This is a genomic window from Pseudomonas sp. LTGT-11-2Z (assembly GCF_003691445.1).
Lineage (GTDB): Bacteria > Pseudomonadota > Gammaproteobacteria > Pseudomonadales > Pseudomonadaceae > Aquipseudomonas > Aquipseudomonas monteilii.
In genome coordinates this window covers 1257916-1273823 of the sequence record NZ_CP033104.1, presented here as the reverse complement: position 1 = coordinate 1273823, position 15908 = coordinate 1257916, and the positions used below count along the sequence as shown (strand labels likewise).

General features: G+C 63.4%; 11 protein-coding genes. 9 read left to right on the top strand and 2 right to left on the bottom strand.

Going from position 1 to position 15908, the window contains the following annotated elements; translation table 11 throughout:
- Positions 1 to 75 precede the first annotated feature (75 nt).
- Together D8767_RS05795 and D8767_RS05790 are read right to left on the bottom strand one after the other, a co-directional pair.
- Positions 76 to 1071 carry an NAD(P)-dependent oxidoreductase gene (locus tag D8767_RS05795; protein WP_016713604.1) on the bottom strand — a complete coding sequence of 332 codons (996 nt, stop codon included), beginning with the start codon at positions 1069 to 1071 and terminating at the stop codon, positions 76 to 78.
- A gap of 49 nt (positions 1072 to 1120) precedes the next feature.
- Entirely contained in the window at positions 1121 to 2011 is an 891-nt protein-coding gene (locus D8767_RS05790; RefSeq protein WP_016713603.1) for a LysR family transcriptional regulator ArgP, read from the bottom strand.
- A gap of 100 nt (positions 2012 to 2111) precedes the next feature.
- On the opposite strand from D8767_RS05790, the gene D8767_RS05785 reads away from it, so the two are divergent.
- The 9 genes from D8767_RS05785 to D8767_RS05745 all read left to right on the top strand — a co-directional run bounded on the left by D8767_RS05785 (position 2112) and on the right by D8767_RS05745 (position 15834).
- Positions 2112 to 2711, top strand: coding sequence for a LysE/ArgO family amino acid transporter (locus D8767_RS05785; RefSeq protein ID WP_016713602.1), 600 nt, complete (start codon positions 2112 to 2114; stop codon positions 2709 to 2711).
- A gap of 506 nt (positions 2712 to 3217) precedes the next feature.
- Positions 3218 to 3814, top strand: coding sequence for a superoxide dismutase (locus D8767_RS05780; RefSeq protein ID WP_012274023.1), 597 nt, complete (start codon positions 3218 to 3220; stop codon positions 3812 to 3814).
- Between the two features lie 259 nt (positions 3815 to 4073).
- Positions 4074 to 6128: a bifunctional diguanylate cyclase/phosphodiesterase gene (locus tag D8767_RS05775; RefSeq protein WP_016713601.1), complete on the top strand. Its 2055-nt coding sequence runs from the start codon at positions 4074 to 4076 to the stop codon at positions 6126 to 6128.
- Positions 6129 to 6285: 157 nt separating this feature from the next.
- On the top strand, positions 6286 to 7623 hold the full coding sequence (locus D8767_RS05770) for an imelysin family protein (RefSeq protein ID WP_122048286.1): 1338 nt from the start codon (positions 6286 to 6288) through the stop codon (positions 7621 to 7623).
- Between the two features lie 162 nt (positions 7624 to 7785).
- Positions 7786 to 9213: a di-heme oxidoredictase family protein gene (locus D8767_RS05765; RefSeq protein ID WP_016713599.1), complete on the top strand. Its 1428-nt coding sequence runs from the start codon at positions 7786 to 7788 to the stop codon at positions 9211 to 9213.
- A 20-nt stretch (positions 9214 to 9233) separates the two neighbouring features.
- Entirely contained in the window at positions 9234 to 10298 is a 1065-nt protein-coding gene (locus tag D8767_RS05760; protein WP_016713598.1) for an imelysin family protein, read from the top strand.
- 2 nt (positions 10299 to 10300) lie between these two features.
- On the top strand, positions 10301 to 11398 hold the full coding sequence (locus D8767_RS05755; RefSeq protein WP_016713597.1) for a DUF1513 domain-containing protein: 1098 nt from the start codon (positions 10301 to 10303) through the stop codon (positions 11396 to 11398).
- Positions 11399 to 11630: 232 nt separating this feature from the next.
- Positions 11631 to 12779: an efflux RND transporter periplasmic adaptor subunit gene (locus tag D8767_RS05750; protein WP_016713596.1), complete on the top strand. Its 1149-nt coding sequence runs from the start codon at positions 11631 to 11633 to the stop codon at positions 12777 to 12779.
- Positions 12780 to 12789: 10 nt separating this feature from the next.
- Positions 12790 to 15834 (top strand): multidrug efflux RND transporter permease subunit, encoded by a 3045-nt coding sequence (locus D8767_RS05745; RefSeq protein ID WP_016713595.1) that lies wholly within the window; start codon positions 12790 to 12792, stop codon positions 15832 to 15834.
- Positions 15835 to 15908 lie beyond the last annotated feature (74 nt).

Here is a 15908-nt window from a genome sequence, read left to right as displayed (position 1 = left end):
CCGCGGTAGTCGCAAAGAGGCACGAGTATAAACCGCCAGCGCGGCGCATTGATGACCATTGTCAGCCCTGCGGCTTCACTGCCCCGGCGGCAGGTGCTTCCACCAGCCACAGAATTCATCCAGCGCTGTCCACAGGCTGACCTTGGGCTGGTAGTCCAGATACTGCCGGGCGCGGCTGATATCCAGGGTGAAATCGCGGCTCATCACCTGCATCCCCAGGCGCGACAAGGTCGGTTGCGGACGCCCTGGCCACAGCATGCAGGCCGCCTCGTTCAGCGCGGCCAGGCTGTAGGCCAGGCCGTAGGAACGGTAGCGGGTAACCTGCGGCAGCTGCATCTGGCGCATCACGTAGTTGACTACATCCCATAGCGGCAGCGGCTGGCCGTTGCTGATGTTATAGGCCTGGCCCAGCGCCCTATCGTCGGCGAACAAGGCGCTGAGCAGCGCCTCGTTAAGGTTGTGCACACTGGTGAAGTCAACTTTGTTCAGGCCATTGCCGATGATTGCCACGCGGCCTTTGCGCTGCATCTGCATCAGCTTCGGGAAAATGCTGGCATCACCGGCGCCCGTGACGAAGCGCGGGCGCAGCGCCAGCACTTCCAGGCCAAACTCCTGCGCGCCGAATACTTTCTGCTCGGCCAGGTGCTTGGTTTGCCCGTAGTGGTCGTGGAAGCGGCGCGGTACCTGGTCTTCACGGACATCCAGGCGCGAACGGCCATTGAAATAGATCGACGGCGACGACAGGTGCACCAGGCGCCTTACATGCTCCTTTAGGCAGCCCTCGACCACGTTCTCGGTAACCACCACGTTGCCTTGATAGAAGTCCTGGTAGCGCCCCCAGTTGCCCACCGCGCCAGCGCAGTGCACCACGGCCTCGACGCCCTGGCACAAGCGACGGGCCAGCTCGGCATCGCTCAGGTCGCCAGGGATGAACTGGGCGCCGCGCTTGACCAGGTGCTCGACCCCTTCGGCGCGGCGGCCGCTGACCCGCACGTCCAGGCCCTGCTCCAGGGCAAAGCGCGCAAAGCGCCCGCCGATGAAGCCGCTCGCGCCGGTGACCAGAATTCGCATGTAAGACTCCGTCTTGCCAGATTTCAGATGCAACTGACGCCAGCCGTGGCTACAAGGGCACCAGCCATTGCCGTGCGGTGTACCGCAGGTGGTCGGTCAGTTGCGCGAGCAATTGCCCGCCATTGCGCCAATGATGCCAGTACAGCGGCACATCGATAGGGGTATCGCGGCAGATTTCCACCAACTGCCCGCTGGCCAGTTGCTCCCGGGCCTGCAATTCGGGCACCAGCCCCCAGCCCAGGCCGGCCTCGGTCATGCGCAGGAAGCCTTCGGAGGACGGGCACAGGTGATGCAGAAAACCGTCCTCGATGCCCAGCGATGCCAGGTAGCGATGCTGCAGGAAGTCGTCCGGGCCGTACACGATCGCCGGGGTACGGGCCAGGCGGCTGGCGACAAAACCCTTGGGAAAATGCCGCACCATGAACCCGGGGCTAGCCAGTGCCCGGTAGCGCATGGCGCCCAGTGGCTGGCTGCGTGCCCCCGCTACCGGGCGCTCACTGCCACACAGGCAGGCCGCCACTTCGCCGGCACGCATACGTTTGAGGCCCACTTCCTGGTCTTCTACCACCAAGTCGGTCAAAACGTTCTGCTGTGCGCAGAAATCCCCCACCGCGCCGGCCCACCAAGTGGCCAGGCTGTCGGCGTTGAGGGCGATACGCAGGCGCTCCGGCATACCCTCTTCGTCCAGCGCCGGCACCTGGCGCTGCAAGTCACGTTCAAGCAGGCGCACCTGCTGCACATGGTTGAGCAACTGGCGGCCTACCTCGGTCGGGCCAGGCGGCGTGGCACGCACCAGCACTGGCTGGCCGACCCGTGCCTCCAGCAGCTTGATGCGCTGGGAAATGGCCGACTGCGACAAGCCCAGCACTTGCGCCCCACGCTCGAACCCCCCCTGTTCGATCACCGCCGCGAGGGCGGCCAGCAGCTTGTAGTCGAACATCGATTTCTCTAATGCCTTATCAGCTTTATTTGTTTTTCTTATACAGCGCCGGTCATCACAATAGCCAGCATCTTTTATGACCTTTCTGGAGAGCCCCACCATGTGGCAAAGCTATCTCAACGGCATGCTGGTGGCCTTCGGCCTGATCATGGCCATCGGCGCACAGAACGCCTTTGTCCTCGCCCAGAGCCTGCGCCGGGAACATCACTTGCCCGTGGCGGCGCTGTGCATCGTCTGTGACGCCATACTGGTGGCTGCCGGTGTGTTTGGCCTGGCCACGGTACTGGCGCACAACCCAACCTTGCTGGCGGTCGCGCGCTGGGGCGGCGCGGTGTTCCTGATCTGGTACGGCGCCAAGGCACTGCGCAGCGCCTGCTCCAGGCAGAGCCTGCAGCACCAGGAAGGCCAAGGCATGCGCTCACGCCGCGCAGTGCTGCTAAGCGCCCTGGCAGTGACGCTGCTGAACCCACACGTGTACCTCGACACGGTGTTGCTGATCGGCTCGCTGGGCGCCCAGCAGACCGCCCCCGGTGCCTACGTGGCGGGCGCGGCCAGTGCTTCGCTGCTGTGGTTCTCCACCCTGGCCATCGGCGCAGCCTGGCTGGCACCGTGGCTGGCCCGCCCGGCAACCTGGCGCATGCTCGACCTGATGGTGGCGGTGATGATGTTCGCGGTGGCGGCGCAGTTGATCTTCAACTGACCCTGGGCTTGTCACAACATTTCTAGCGCCTGGCAGATCGAGCGCCGCCCGCGCGGCGCTTCGCGGGGCAAGCCCGCTCCCACATTTGTTGCAACGTGGCCATGCCTGTGAGGCCATGGTTGGCAGCCTTGTTGGCATGACTGGATTTCGAGATGGGCATTGATGCCGCCCCACCTGCCTCAAGACCGGCACCAAGGCAGGCAACCATTGCCTGACAGGTTCGGCACGTTGCAACAAATGTGGGAGCGGGCTTGCCCCGCGAAGCGCCGCGCGGGCGGCGCTCAATCTGCCAGGCGCCACAAGGGGTAAGCCGAACACCACCGGTCGGCACACCCCAACCGCTCTGGAACCTCTATTCCCTATGTTTGTTGCGTGGTTATGCGCCGGGGCTGGTGCTATGATCGGGCCCTTGCGTCGCAAAGAGTACAAACTCGCCGACGTACATAGGGCCGCCCGTGATCGGCCCTGCGCAAACCGCGAACTAGACCTGAATCAGGAGATCCACCATGGCTTTTGAATTGCCGCCGCTGCCGTACGCCCACGATGCCCTGCAGCCGCACATCTCCAAGGAAACCCTGGAGTTTCACCACGACAAGCACCACAACACCTATGTCGTGAACCTGAACAACCTGGTCCCAGGCACCGAATTCGAAGGCAAGACCCTGGAAGAGATCGTCAAGACCTCTTCGGGCGGCATCTTCAACAACGCCGCTCAAGTCTGGAACCACACCTTCTACTGGAACTGCCTGGCGCCTAACGCCGGTGGCCAACCGACCGGTGCCCTGGCTGACGCCATCAACGCCGCTTTCGGTTCCTTCGACAAGTTCAAGGAAGAGTTCACCAAGACTTCGGTTGGCACCTTCGGTTCCGGCTGGGGCTGGCTGGTGAAGAAAGCTGACGGTTCCCTGGCCCTGGCCAGCACCATCGGCGCCGGTTGCCCGCTGACCAGCGGCGACACCCCGCTGCTGACCTGCGACGTCTGGGAACACGCCTACTACATCGACTACCGCAACCTGCGTCCGAAGTACGTCGAGGCGTTCTGGAACCTGGTCAACTGGGCCTTCGTTGCCGAACAGTTCGAAGGCAAGACCTTCAAGGCCTGAGTCATTCAGACCTGAACATGAAGACCCGGCCCTGTGCCGGGTTTTTTTATGCCAATACCGGCCTCCCGCGCCCACGAAAGCCAACACGGTTTTGCTTGCTCAGCCCGCATAGCGCGCTAACATCAAACCTCTGGAAGATTGACACAGCGCATTCAAGTTGCGGGGTCAGGCAACCGATAAACTGCTCATGATCGGCCGATAGTGTATCGTCATCGTTGATGGCAAAATGATGCCATGCGCATGGATTAAGGAAACCCCATTGAAGCTGGAATTGCGGAACAGCTTGTCGGTCAAGTTGCTCAGGGTCGTGCTGCTGTCGGCGCTGGCAGTCGGCGTGGTGCTCAGCTGTGCGCAAATCGTCTACGACACCTACAAGACCCGCCAGGCCGTTAACAACGATGCCCAGCGCATCCTCGACATGTTCCGTGACCCTTCCACCCAGGCGGTGTACAGCCTCGACCGCGAAATGGGCATGCAGGTGATGGAAGGCCTGTTCCAGGACGAATCGGTGCGTATGGCCTCCATTGGGCACCCCAACGAAACCATGCTAGCCGAAAAGTCGCGCCCGCTGCAGGACATGTCCATGCGCTGGCTGACCGATCTTATCCTCGGCCAGGAACGCACCTACACCACACAACTGGTCGGCCGTGGCCCTTACAGCGAATACTACGGCGACCTCAGCATCACCCTCGACACGTCGTCCTACGGCGAAGATTTCCTGATCAACGCGGTAATCATCTTCATTTCCGGCGTGTTGCGGGCCTTGGCCATGGGCCTGGTGCTGTACCTGGTATACCACTGGCTGCTGACCAAGCCGCTGTCCAAGATCATCGAGCACCTCACTCAGATCAACCCCGACCGCCCCAGTCAACACCAGATACCGCTGCTCAAGGGCCACGAGAAGAACGAACTGGGCCTGTGGGTCAACACCGCCAACCAGTTGCTGGCCTCGATCGAGCGCAACACCCACCTGCGTCACGAGGCCGAAAACAGCCTGCAACGCATGGCCCAGTACGATTTCCTCACCGGCCTGCCCAACCGCCAGCAACTGCAGCAGCAACTGGACAAGATCCTCGTCGACGGCGGTCGCCTGCAGCACCGTGTGGCAGTGTTGTGCGTGGGTCTCGACGACTTCAAGGGCATCAACGAGCAATTCAGCTACCAGGTGGGCGACCAGTTGCTGCTGGCCCTGGCTGACCGCCTGCGCGCCCACAGTGGCCGGCTGGGTGCCCTGGCGCGACTGGGCGGTGACCAGTTTGCCCTGGTGCAAGCCAATATCGAGCAGCCCTACGAGGCAGCCGAACTGGCGCAAAGCATCCTCGACGACCTGGAAGTGCCGTTCGACCTCGACCACCACCAGCAGATCCGCCTGCGCGCCACCATCGGCATTACCCTGTTCCCCGAAGACGGCGACAGCACCGAGAAACTGCTGCAAAAAGCCGAACAGACCATGACCTTGGCCAAGGCCCGTTCGCGCAACCGCTACCAGTTCTATATCGCCAGCGTCGACAGCGAGATGCGCCGCCGCCGCGAGCTGGAAAAAGACCTGCGCGAAGCCCTGCAACGCAACCAGCTGTACCTGGTTTATCAGCCACAAATCAGCTACCGCGACCACCGCGTGGTCGGCGTGGAGGCGCTGCTGCGCTGGCAGCACCCGGAGCTGGGGATGGTGCCGCCAGACCAGTTCATCCCGTTGGCCGAGCAAAACGGCAGCATCATCAGCATCGGCGAATGGGTACTGGACCAAGCCTGCCGGCAACTGCGCGAATGGCACGACCAGGGCTTCAGCGAGCTGCGCATGGCGGTCAACCTGTCGACCGTACAGCTGCACCACAGCGAGCTGCCACGGGTGGTCAACAACCTGCTGCAGGCTTATCGCCTGCCGCCGCGCAGCCTGGAGCTGGAAGTCACCGAAACCGGCCTGATGGAAGACATCAGCACCGCTGCCCAGCATCTGCTGAGCCTGCGCCGTTCCGGGGCACTGATTGCCATCGACGACTTCGGCACCGGCTATTCGTCGCTCAGTTACCTGAAATCGCTGCCGCTGGACAAGATCAAGATCGACAAGAGCTTCGTCCAGGACCTGCTCGACGACGATGACGACGCCACCATCGTTCGCGCCATCATCCAGCTGGGCAAGAGCCTGGGCATGCAGGTGATCGCCGAAGGCGTGGAAACCGCCGAGCAGGAAACCTACATCGTTGCCCAGGGCTGCCACGAGGGCCAGGGCTACCACTACAGCAAGCCGCTGTCGGCCCGCGAGCTGACCAGTTTCCTGAAGCAGGCGCAGCGTCACCAAGTTTCGATGTTCTGAGCACGCCTGCCCGGTTACACGCCTTTACCGCCATTTACATGAATTGCACGCCGCCTCTTTACAGCAAATGCAAATCTTTCGCATGATGTTGCGGTTTCGCGTGCCACGGCGCACGGTCCACCCCTTGGTCCAACCACACGACGCAGGAAAACCAACAATGATTCGAATGCCTCTGGCCTCCGCCAGTCTGCTGGCCATTGCCATCGCTCTCGCCGGCTGCGGTGAAGGCAAGGGCGACAAAGCCGCCGCGCCGCAAGCCCAGGCACCTGCTGTCGCCAGCACCACCGCTGCCGCGCCCGGGGCTGTCGACGAAGCCGCCGGCAAAGCCGTGGTCAAGCATTACGCCGAAATGGTTCATGCTGTGTACAGCGACTCGCTGAGCACCGCCAAAACCCTGCAGACCGCAGTGGACGCGTTCCTGGCCAAGCCCAACGACGAAACCCTGAAGGCTGCCAAGCAAGCCTGGTTCGCCGCGCGCGTTCCGTACCTGCAGTCCGAAGCCTTCCGCTTCGGCAACACCATCATCGACGACTGGGAAGGCCAGGTGAACGCCTGGCCCCTGGACGAAGGCCTGATCGACTATGTCGACAAGAGCTACGAGCATGCCCTGGGCAACCCGGCCGCCGGCGCCAACATCATCGCCAACACCGAGATCCAGGTGGGCGAGGAGAAGGTCGACGTCAAGGACATTACCCCAGAGAAACTGGCAAGCCTGAACGAACTGGCTGGCTCCGAGGCCAACGTTGCCACGGGCTATCACGCCATCGAATTCCTGCTCTGGGGCCAGGACCTGAACGGCACCGGCCCAGGCGCTGGCAACCGCCCGGCATCCGACTACCTGGAAGGCCAGGGCGCCACCGGTGGCCACAACGAGCGCCGCCGTGCCTACCTGAAAGCCGTTACCCAGCTGCTGGTTACCGACCTTGAAGAAATGGTCGGCAACTGGGCGCCGAACGTCGCCGACAACTACCGCGCCAAGCTGGAAGCGGAGCCTGTCAACGACGGCCTGCGCAAGATGCTGTTCGGCATGGGCAGCCTGTCGCTGGGCGAACTGGCGGGCGAGCGCATGAAGGTTTCGCTGGAAGCCAACTCGCCGGAAGACGAGCAGGACTGCTTCAGCGACAACACCCACTACTCGCACTTCTACGACGCCAAGGGTATCCGCAACGTCTACCTGGGCGAGTACATCCGCCCGGACGGTACCAAGGTGACCGGCCCAAGCCTGTCGTCGCTGGTAGCCAAGGTCGACCCGGCCGCCGACGCCACCCTCAAGGCCGACCTGGAAGCCACCGAAGCCAAGATCCAGGTAATGGTCGACCACGCCCTCAAAGGCGAGCACTACGACCAGCTGATCGCGGCCGACAACGCTGCCGGCAACCAGATCGTGCGTGACGCGATCGCCGCACTGGTCAAGCAGACCGGTGCAATCGAGCAGGCGGCTGGCAAGCTGGGTATTGCCAACCTGAACCCGGACACTGCAGATCACGAATTCTGATCTTGCGGTAGCGGTTCTGAAAAGAGGCGTCCTTCGGGTCGCCTTTTTTGCTTATGGCCCTCTGACACCGATTTCATCCAGCAATTGCAAATTGCTCTTATTCAAACACCCCCACTTTGCTAAGCTTGCACGCCGGTTTTTCGTCCACGCCCAGGATTTTGCATGTCCTCGTCGCTGTCCCGACTCTCCCCGCTGATGCTGGTCCTCGCCCTCTCTGCCTGTGACGACGCCCCGCGTTTCACCCAGGCCGAACCCGGCGAAGCATTGTCGGGCGGCAAGGCAACCGTGCAGCGGACTGACCGCAACGCCTACTCCCTGCCCTCGGCCAACCTCGCAGCCGAACGTCGCGTGGACTTCGCCGTGGGCAACAGTTTCTTCCGCAACCCCTGGGTGATCGCCCCTTCCACCACCACCGCCCGCGACGGCTTGGGCCCGCTGTTCAACACCAACGCCTGCCAGAACTGCCATGTGCGCGATGGCCGCGGCCACCCGCCAGAGCCGGGCAATAGCAACGCGGTGGGCATGTTGGTGCGCCTGTCGATCCCCGACCAGCCCTATCTGGCCAAGGTCATCGAGCGCCTGGGCGTGGTGCCTGAGCCGGTGTACGGCACTCAGCTGCAGGACATGGCCATCCCCGGTGTGGCGCCGGAAGGCAAGGTACGGGTGAGTTACACCCGCGAAACCGTGTCGTTCAAGGACGGCCATCAGGTCGAACTGCGCAAGCCGACCCTGCAGATCAGCCAGCTCGGCTACGGCGTCATGCACCCCGACACGCGCTTTTCGGCGCGGGTGGCGCCACCAATGATCGGCCTGGGCCTGCTCGAAGCCATCCCCGAAACCGACTTGCTGGCCAACGAAGACCCCGATGACCGCAACCACGACGGCATCCGCGGGCGAGCCAACCGCGTGTGGGACGACGCCCTGGGCAAGACCGTGGTCGGGCGCTTCGGCTGGAAAGCCGGGCAGCCCAACGTCAACCAGCAGAACGTGCACGCCTTTGCCGGCGACATGGGCCTGACCAGCACCCTGCAGCCCAAAGACGATTGCACCCCGGCACAAACCGACTGCCTCGCCGCGCCCAATGGCGACGGTGCCAATGGCGAAAAGGAAGTCAGCGACAACATCCTGCGCCTGGTCACCTTCTACACCCGCAACCTGGCGGTGCCGGCCCGCCGCGACGTCGGCTCGCCGCAGGTGCTGGCAGGCAAGAACCTGTTCTACCAGGCCGGCTGCCAGGGTTGCCATACACCGCAGTTCACCACCGCCGCCGATGCTGCCGAGCCAGAGTTGGCAAACCAGGTCATCCGCCCCTACAGCGACCTGCTGCTACACGACATGGGCCCAGGCCTGGCCGATGAGCGCACCGAGTTCGCCGCCAACGGCCAGGACTGGCGTACCCCGCCCCTGTGGGGCATCGGCCTGAGCGAAACGGTCAGCGGCCACAGCCAGTTCCTGCACGACGGTCGCGCCCGTAACCTGCTGGAAGCCGTGCTCTGGCACGGGGGCGAAGCCGAGGCGGCACGCAACTTCGTACTCACGTTCAATGCCGAGCAACGCACTGCGCTGCTGGCGTTCCTGAATTCACTTTAAAACGCGCTAAGGAGCCGGGCATGTTCCGACCCAAACTGTTGTTCACCAGCCTCGCTGCACTCGCCCTCGGCGCCTGCTCGCCGCAGGACCCGCAAGCCGTCACCTCCGCTGCCATCGCCAAGCAGGTCATCCTGCCCACTTACAGCCGCTGGGTCGAAGCCGACCGCACGCTGGCCGCCAGCGCCCTGGCCTACTGCGAAGGCAAGGAAGACCTGGAAAAGGCCCGTGCCGACTTCCTCAAGGCGCAAAAGGCCTGGGCCGAGCTGCAACCGCTGCTGGTCGGCCCACTGGCCGAAGGCAACCGCGCCTGGCAGGTACAGTTCTGGCCCGACAAGAAGAACCTGGTCGGCCGCCAGGTCGAGCAGCTGGTCAACGGCGACAAGCCGGTAGACGTCGCTTCCCTGGGCAAGGCCAGCGTGGTGGTACGCGGCCTGTCGGCCTACGAGTACATCCTGTTCGACAGCAAGCCGGACATTGCCACTGCCGAGCAGAAAGCCCGCTACTGCCCGCTGCTGGTGGCCATTGGTGAACACCAGAAGGTACTGGCCGAGGATATCCTCAAGAGCTGGAACAGCACCGACGGCATGCTGTCGCAGATGACCAAGTTCCCCAACCAGCGCTACGCCGACTCCCACGAGGCGATCGCCGACCTGCTGCGCTCCCAGGTCACCGCCCTGGATACTCTGAAGAAGAAGCTGGGTGCGCCGATGGGCCGCCAGAGCAAGGGCATCCCGCAGCCGTTGCAGGCCGAAGCCTGGCGCAGCCACTCCTCGCTCAAGAGCCTGGAAGCCACCCTCAAGGCGGCCGAGACCGTCTGGGTCGGGGTCGACAACCAGGGCCTGCGCGGCTTGCTGTCCAGCGATCAGAAAGCGCTGGCGGACAAGATCGACGCCGCCTACGCTACCTCGCTCAAACTGCTGGCCGACAACCAGAAGTCGCTGGGCGAGCTGCTGGCGGACGACGCTGGCCAGCAAACCCTGAACCAGATCTACGACAGCCTCAACGCTGTCCATCGCCTGCACGAAGGCGACCTGGCCAAGGCGTTGAACATTCAGCTGGGCTTCAATGCCAACGACGGTGACTGATCATGCTGCGACGCCAGGCCCTCAAACTCGGTAGCGTTTTGCTCAGTGCCCTGACCTTGGGCGGCTGGAGCCTGTTCCGCAACAAAGGCAGCGAACCCCTGCTGCTTTCGGCGCGTGACGATGGCGACGGCAAGCACTATGCCGTGGGTTTCCGCCTGGACGGCACCCAGGTGTTCAGCACCCAGGTCGCCCAGCGTTGCCACGCCATCATCCACCACCCCGAGCAGCCGATCGCCCTGTTCGTCGCCCGCCGCCCCGGTACCGAAAGCTACTTGGTCGACTTGCGCGACGGGCGCCTGCTGCAAACCGTGACCTCGCAGCCGAACCGGCACTTCTACGGCCACGCCGTGGTGCACAAAGGGGGTGAATGGCTGTATGCCACCGAGAACGATACTACCGACCCTGGGCGTGGCGTGCTGGGCGTGTACCGTTTTGAGGGCGAACGCCTGGTACACACCGGCGAGATCCCGACCCATGGCATCGGACCGCACGAGGTCGCCTGGTTGCCCGACGGCGAGACGCTGATCGTGGCCAACGGCGGCATTCGTACCGAAGCCGAAAGCCGGGTGGAGATGAACCTCAATGCCATGGAACCGAGCCTTGTGCTGATGCAGCGCGACGGCACATTGCTGAGTAAGGAAACCCTGGCCCAGCAGATGAACAGCGTGCGTCACCTGGCAGTGGGCAGCGATGGCACCATCGCCGCCTGCCAGCAGTTCATGGGTGATGCCGATGAAACGGCCGAGCTGTTGGCGATCAAGCGCCCGGGCGAGCCGTTCAAGGCCTTCCCGGTGCCGGAGCGGCAGTTGCAGGCCATGGCCCAGTACACCGCCAGTGTCGCGATCCACAGCGAGCTGCGGCTGGTGGCGCTGACTGCGCCACGGGCCAACCGGTTGTTTGTCTGGGACCTGGACACGGGTGCGGTGCGGTTGGATGCACCGATGCCCGATTGCGCTGGGGTTGGCGCGGTGAAGGATGGATTTGTCGTTACCTCCGGGCAGGGCCGTTGCCGGTTCTACGATTGCCGCAAGGCCGAACTGGTCGGGCAGCCGATGAACCTGCCGTCCGGTTTCTGGGACAACCACCTGCATCTCGTCTGATTTTTCTGCGGCCTTCACTGGCCTCTTCGCGGGCAAGCCCGCTCCCACAGGGACCGTACAATCCGCTGACTACGCGGTTTCTGTGAGAGAGGGCTTGCCCGCGAAGAGGCCAGTGAAGGCATTTCACGCCCCTCCCCCCAAAAACAGTCAATACTTCCCCCATCCACACGTGGGCAGGATCGCCCGTTGTCGTGTCTAAACGAATAACAACCGAATCCAAGGAACCGGACTTATGCTACGCCGCCGCATGCTCATCATGTTGGCCGTGGTTCTGCTGATGGTGCTGGCCCTGGGGGGCTACAAGGCGTTCTCGATCTACCAGCAGATCCAGGTGTTCACTGCCCCCAAGCCGCCCATCACCGTTGCGGCAGCCTTGGCCGAACAGCGCCAGTGGCAAGCGCGCCTACCCGCCGTGGGCAGCCTCAAGGCACTGCAGGGTGTGGAGCTGAGCCTGGAGGTGGAAGGCATCGTCAAAGCCCTGCACTTCGACTCGGGGCAGCAGGTCAAAGCCGGCCAGTTACTGCTGCAACTCAACGATGACCAGGAAACCGCCCTGCTTGGCACCGCCCAGGCCGACCTGGGCCTGGCCAAGGTCGATTTCGGCCGCGGCATCCAGCTGGTCGGCGACTCGGCCATCTCGCGCGGCGAGTTCGACCGCCTTACCACTCAGTACCGCCGCAACCAGGCGGTGGTCGAGCAACTCAAGGCGCAGAAGATCAAAAAAAGCATCAACGCCCCGTTCAGCGGCACCATCGGCATCCGCCAGGTGGACATCGGCCAGTACCTGGCCGCCGGCACGGTGATTGCCACCCTGCAGGACACATCCAGCCTGTACGTCGACTTCAACGTACCGGAACAGGCCCTGCCGCAGTTGAGCCTGGGCCAGCAGGTGCTGGTGCAGGTAGCCGCCTACCCCGGCCAGACCTTCACCGCCAGCCTCAGCGCCATCAACCCCAAGGTCGAGGAAACCACGCGCAACCTACTGGTGCGCGCCACCCTGGCCAACCCCGACGGCAAACTGCTGCCGGGCATGTTCGCCAGCCTGTTGGTGCTGCTGCCTAACCCACAGCCACAAGTGGTGGTGCCGGAAAGCGCCATTACCTACACCCTGTATGGCAACTCGGTTTACGTCGCCACGCCGAAGAAGGACAAGGACGGCAAGCAGGAAAACGACGACAAGGGCCAACCCCTGCTAGTCGCTGAACAACGCACCGTACAGACCGGCGAGCGCCGCGACGGCGTGGTGGTGGTCAGCAAGGGCCTGCAAGCCGGGGAGCAGGTGGTTACCGCCGGGCAACTCAAGCTCACCCCGGGCGCCGCGATCCGCATCGGCCAGGACAAAGCCCTCAAGCCCGAACAGGGCGCGCCGGGCAAGGACTGAGGAGGCAGGCATGGCGTTCACCGACCCGTTCATCCGCCGCCCGGTGCTGGCCAGTGTGGTCAGCCTGTTGATCCTGCTGCTGGGTTTCCAGGCCTGGAACAAGCTGCAGATCCGCCAGTACCCACAAATGGAAAACGCCCTGATCACGGTGACTACCGCCTACCCCGGGGCCAACGCCGAAACCATCCAGGGCTACATCACTCAGCCGTTGCAGCAGAGCCTGGCCAGTGCCGAAGGCATCGACTACATGACCTCGGTGAGCCGGCAGAACTTCTCGATCATTTCCATCTACGCGCGCATCGGCGCCGACAGCGACCGGTTGTTCACCGAGCTGCTGGCCAAGGCCAACGAAGTGCGCAACAAACTGCCACAGGACTCCGAAGACCCGGTACTCAGCAAGGAAGCCGCCGACGCATCGGCGCTGATGTACGTCAGTTTCTACAGCAAGGAGATGAGCAACCCGCAGATCACCGACTACCTGTCGCGGGTCATCCAGCCCAAGCTGGCCACCCTGCCGGGCATGGCCGAAGCGGAGATCCTCGGCAACCAGGTGTTTGCCATGCGCCTGTGGCTGGACCCGGTGAAACTGGCCGGTTTCGGCCTGTCGGCCACCGATGTGACCAACGCCGTGCGCCGCTACAACTTCCTCTCCGCTGCCGGCGAGGTAAAGGGCGAATACGTGGTCACCAGCATCAACGCCAGCACCGAGTTGAAGTCGGCCGAGGCGTTCGCCGCCCTGCCGGTCAAGACCAACGGTGATAGCCGCGTGCTCCTGGGCGATGTGGCGCGGGTCGAGATGGGTGCGGAAAACTACGACACGGTCAGCTCGTTCGACGGCACCCCGTCGGTGTACATCGGTATCAAGGCCACCCCCGCTGCCAACCCGCTGGACGTGATCAAGGAAGTGCGACGCATCATGCCCGAGCTGGAGAGCCAGTTACCTTCGGCGTTGAAGGTATCGATTGCCTACGACGCCACGCTGTTCATCCAGGCCTCGATCGACGAAGTGATCAAGACACTTGGCGAGGCGGTGCTGATCGTCATCGTGGTGGTGTTCCTGTTCCTCGGTGCCTTGCGGTCGGTGTTGATCCCGGTGGTGACCATTCCGCTTTCGATGATCGGCGTGCTGTTCTTCATGCAGATGATGGGTTACTCGCTCAACCTGCTGACCCTGCTGGCCATGGTGCTGGCCATCGGCCTGGTGGTGGACGACGCCATTGTCGTGGTGGAAAACATCCACCGGCACATGGACGAAGGCAAATCGCCATTCGATGCGGCCCTTGAGGGCGCCCGCGAAATCGCCCTGCCGGTGGTGTCGATGACCATCACCCTGGCTGCCGTGTATGCACCGATCGGCTTCCTCACAGGGCTTACCGGGGCCTTGTTCAAGGAGTTCGCCCTGACCTTGGCCGGGGCGGTCATCATCTCTGGCATCGTCGCTCTCACCCTGTCGCCGATGATGTGCGCCCTGCTGCTTCGCCAGGAGCAGAACCCCAGTGGCCTGGCCCACCGCCTGGACGTGCTGTTCGAACGCCTGAAGGTGCGCTACCAGCGCCTGCTGCATGCCACCCTCGACAGCCGCCCGGTGGTGCTGGTGTTTGCCGTGATCATCCTGTGCCTGATCCCGGTGCTGCTCACGTTCACCCAGAACGAACTCGCCCCCAACGAGGACCAGGGGGTGATTTTCATGATGAGCAGCTCGCCGCAGCCGGCCAACCTCGATTACCTCAACGCCTACACCGACGAATTTACCCCCTTGTTCAAGGCCTTCCCCGAGTACTACTCATCGTTCCAGATCAACGGGTTCAACGGCGTGCAAACCGGCATCGGCGGCTTCCTGCTCAAACCCTGGGACGAACGCGAGCGCACGCAGATGGAGCTGTTGCCGCTGGTGCAGGCCAAACTTGAGGAAATCGGCGGCTTGCAGATCTTCGGTTTCAACCTGCCCTCCCTGCCCGGCACCGGCGAGGGCCTGCCGTTCCAGTTCGTGATCAACACCGCTGGCGACTATCCGGCACTGTTGGACGTAGCGCAGCGCATCAAGGCCCGCGCGCAGGCATCCGGCAAGTTCGCGTTCCTCGACATCGACCTGGCCTTCGACAAGCCCGAAGTGGTGGTGGACATCGACAGGGCCAAGGCCGCGCAGATGGGGGTATCGATGGACACCCTCGGCGGCACCCTGGCCACCCTGCTGGGCGAGGCGGAAATCAACCGCTTCACCCTCGAAGGCCGCAGCTACAAGGTGATTGCCCAGGTCGAACGGCCGTACCGCGACAACCCCGGCTGGCTGAACAACTACTACGTGAAGAATGACCAGGGTCAGATGCTGCCGCTGTCGACCCTGATCACCCTCACCGACCGCGCCCGCCCGCGCCAGCTCAACCAGTTCCAGCAGCTGAACTCGGCGATCATCCAGGGCGTGCCCATGGTCAGCCTGGGCGAAGCGCTGAAAACCGTGCAGGACATCGCCCGCGAAGAGGCCCCGGAAGGCTTCGCCTTCGACTATGCCGGCGTGGCACGCCAGTACGTGCAGGAAGGCAGCGCACTGTGGGTCACCTTTGGCCTGGCGCTGGCAATTATCTTCCTGGTGTTGGCTGCACAGTTCGAGAGTTTCCGCGACCCGCTGGTGATTCTGGTAACGGTGCCGTTGTCGATCTGCGGGGCGCTGCTGCCGCTGTTCCTGGGTATTTCGAGCATGAACATCTACACCCAGGTCGGGCTGGTGACCTTGATCGGGCTGATCAGCAAGCACGGCATCCTGATCGTCGAATTCGCCAACCAGTTGCGTGCGGAGCGCGGCTTGAGCGTGCGTGAGGCCATCGAGGAAGCGGCGGCCATTCGACTGCGGCCAGTGCTGATGACCACGGCGGCGATGGTGTTCGGCATGGTGCCGCTGATTCTGGCGACCGGTGCGGGGGCGGTGAGCCGTTTTGACATCGGTACGGTGATTGCCACCGGGATGTCGATTGGCACGCTGTTTACCCTGTTTGTGCTGCCTTGTATCTACACCTTGTTGGCGCACAAGGCGGTGGCAAAGCAGCCTGCGGCAGCCTGATCCGTCCTCTTCGCGGGCTCGCCCGCGAAGAGGCCGAAAAGCCAGATACAAAATCCCCAATAGAAAAGCGCAGC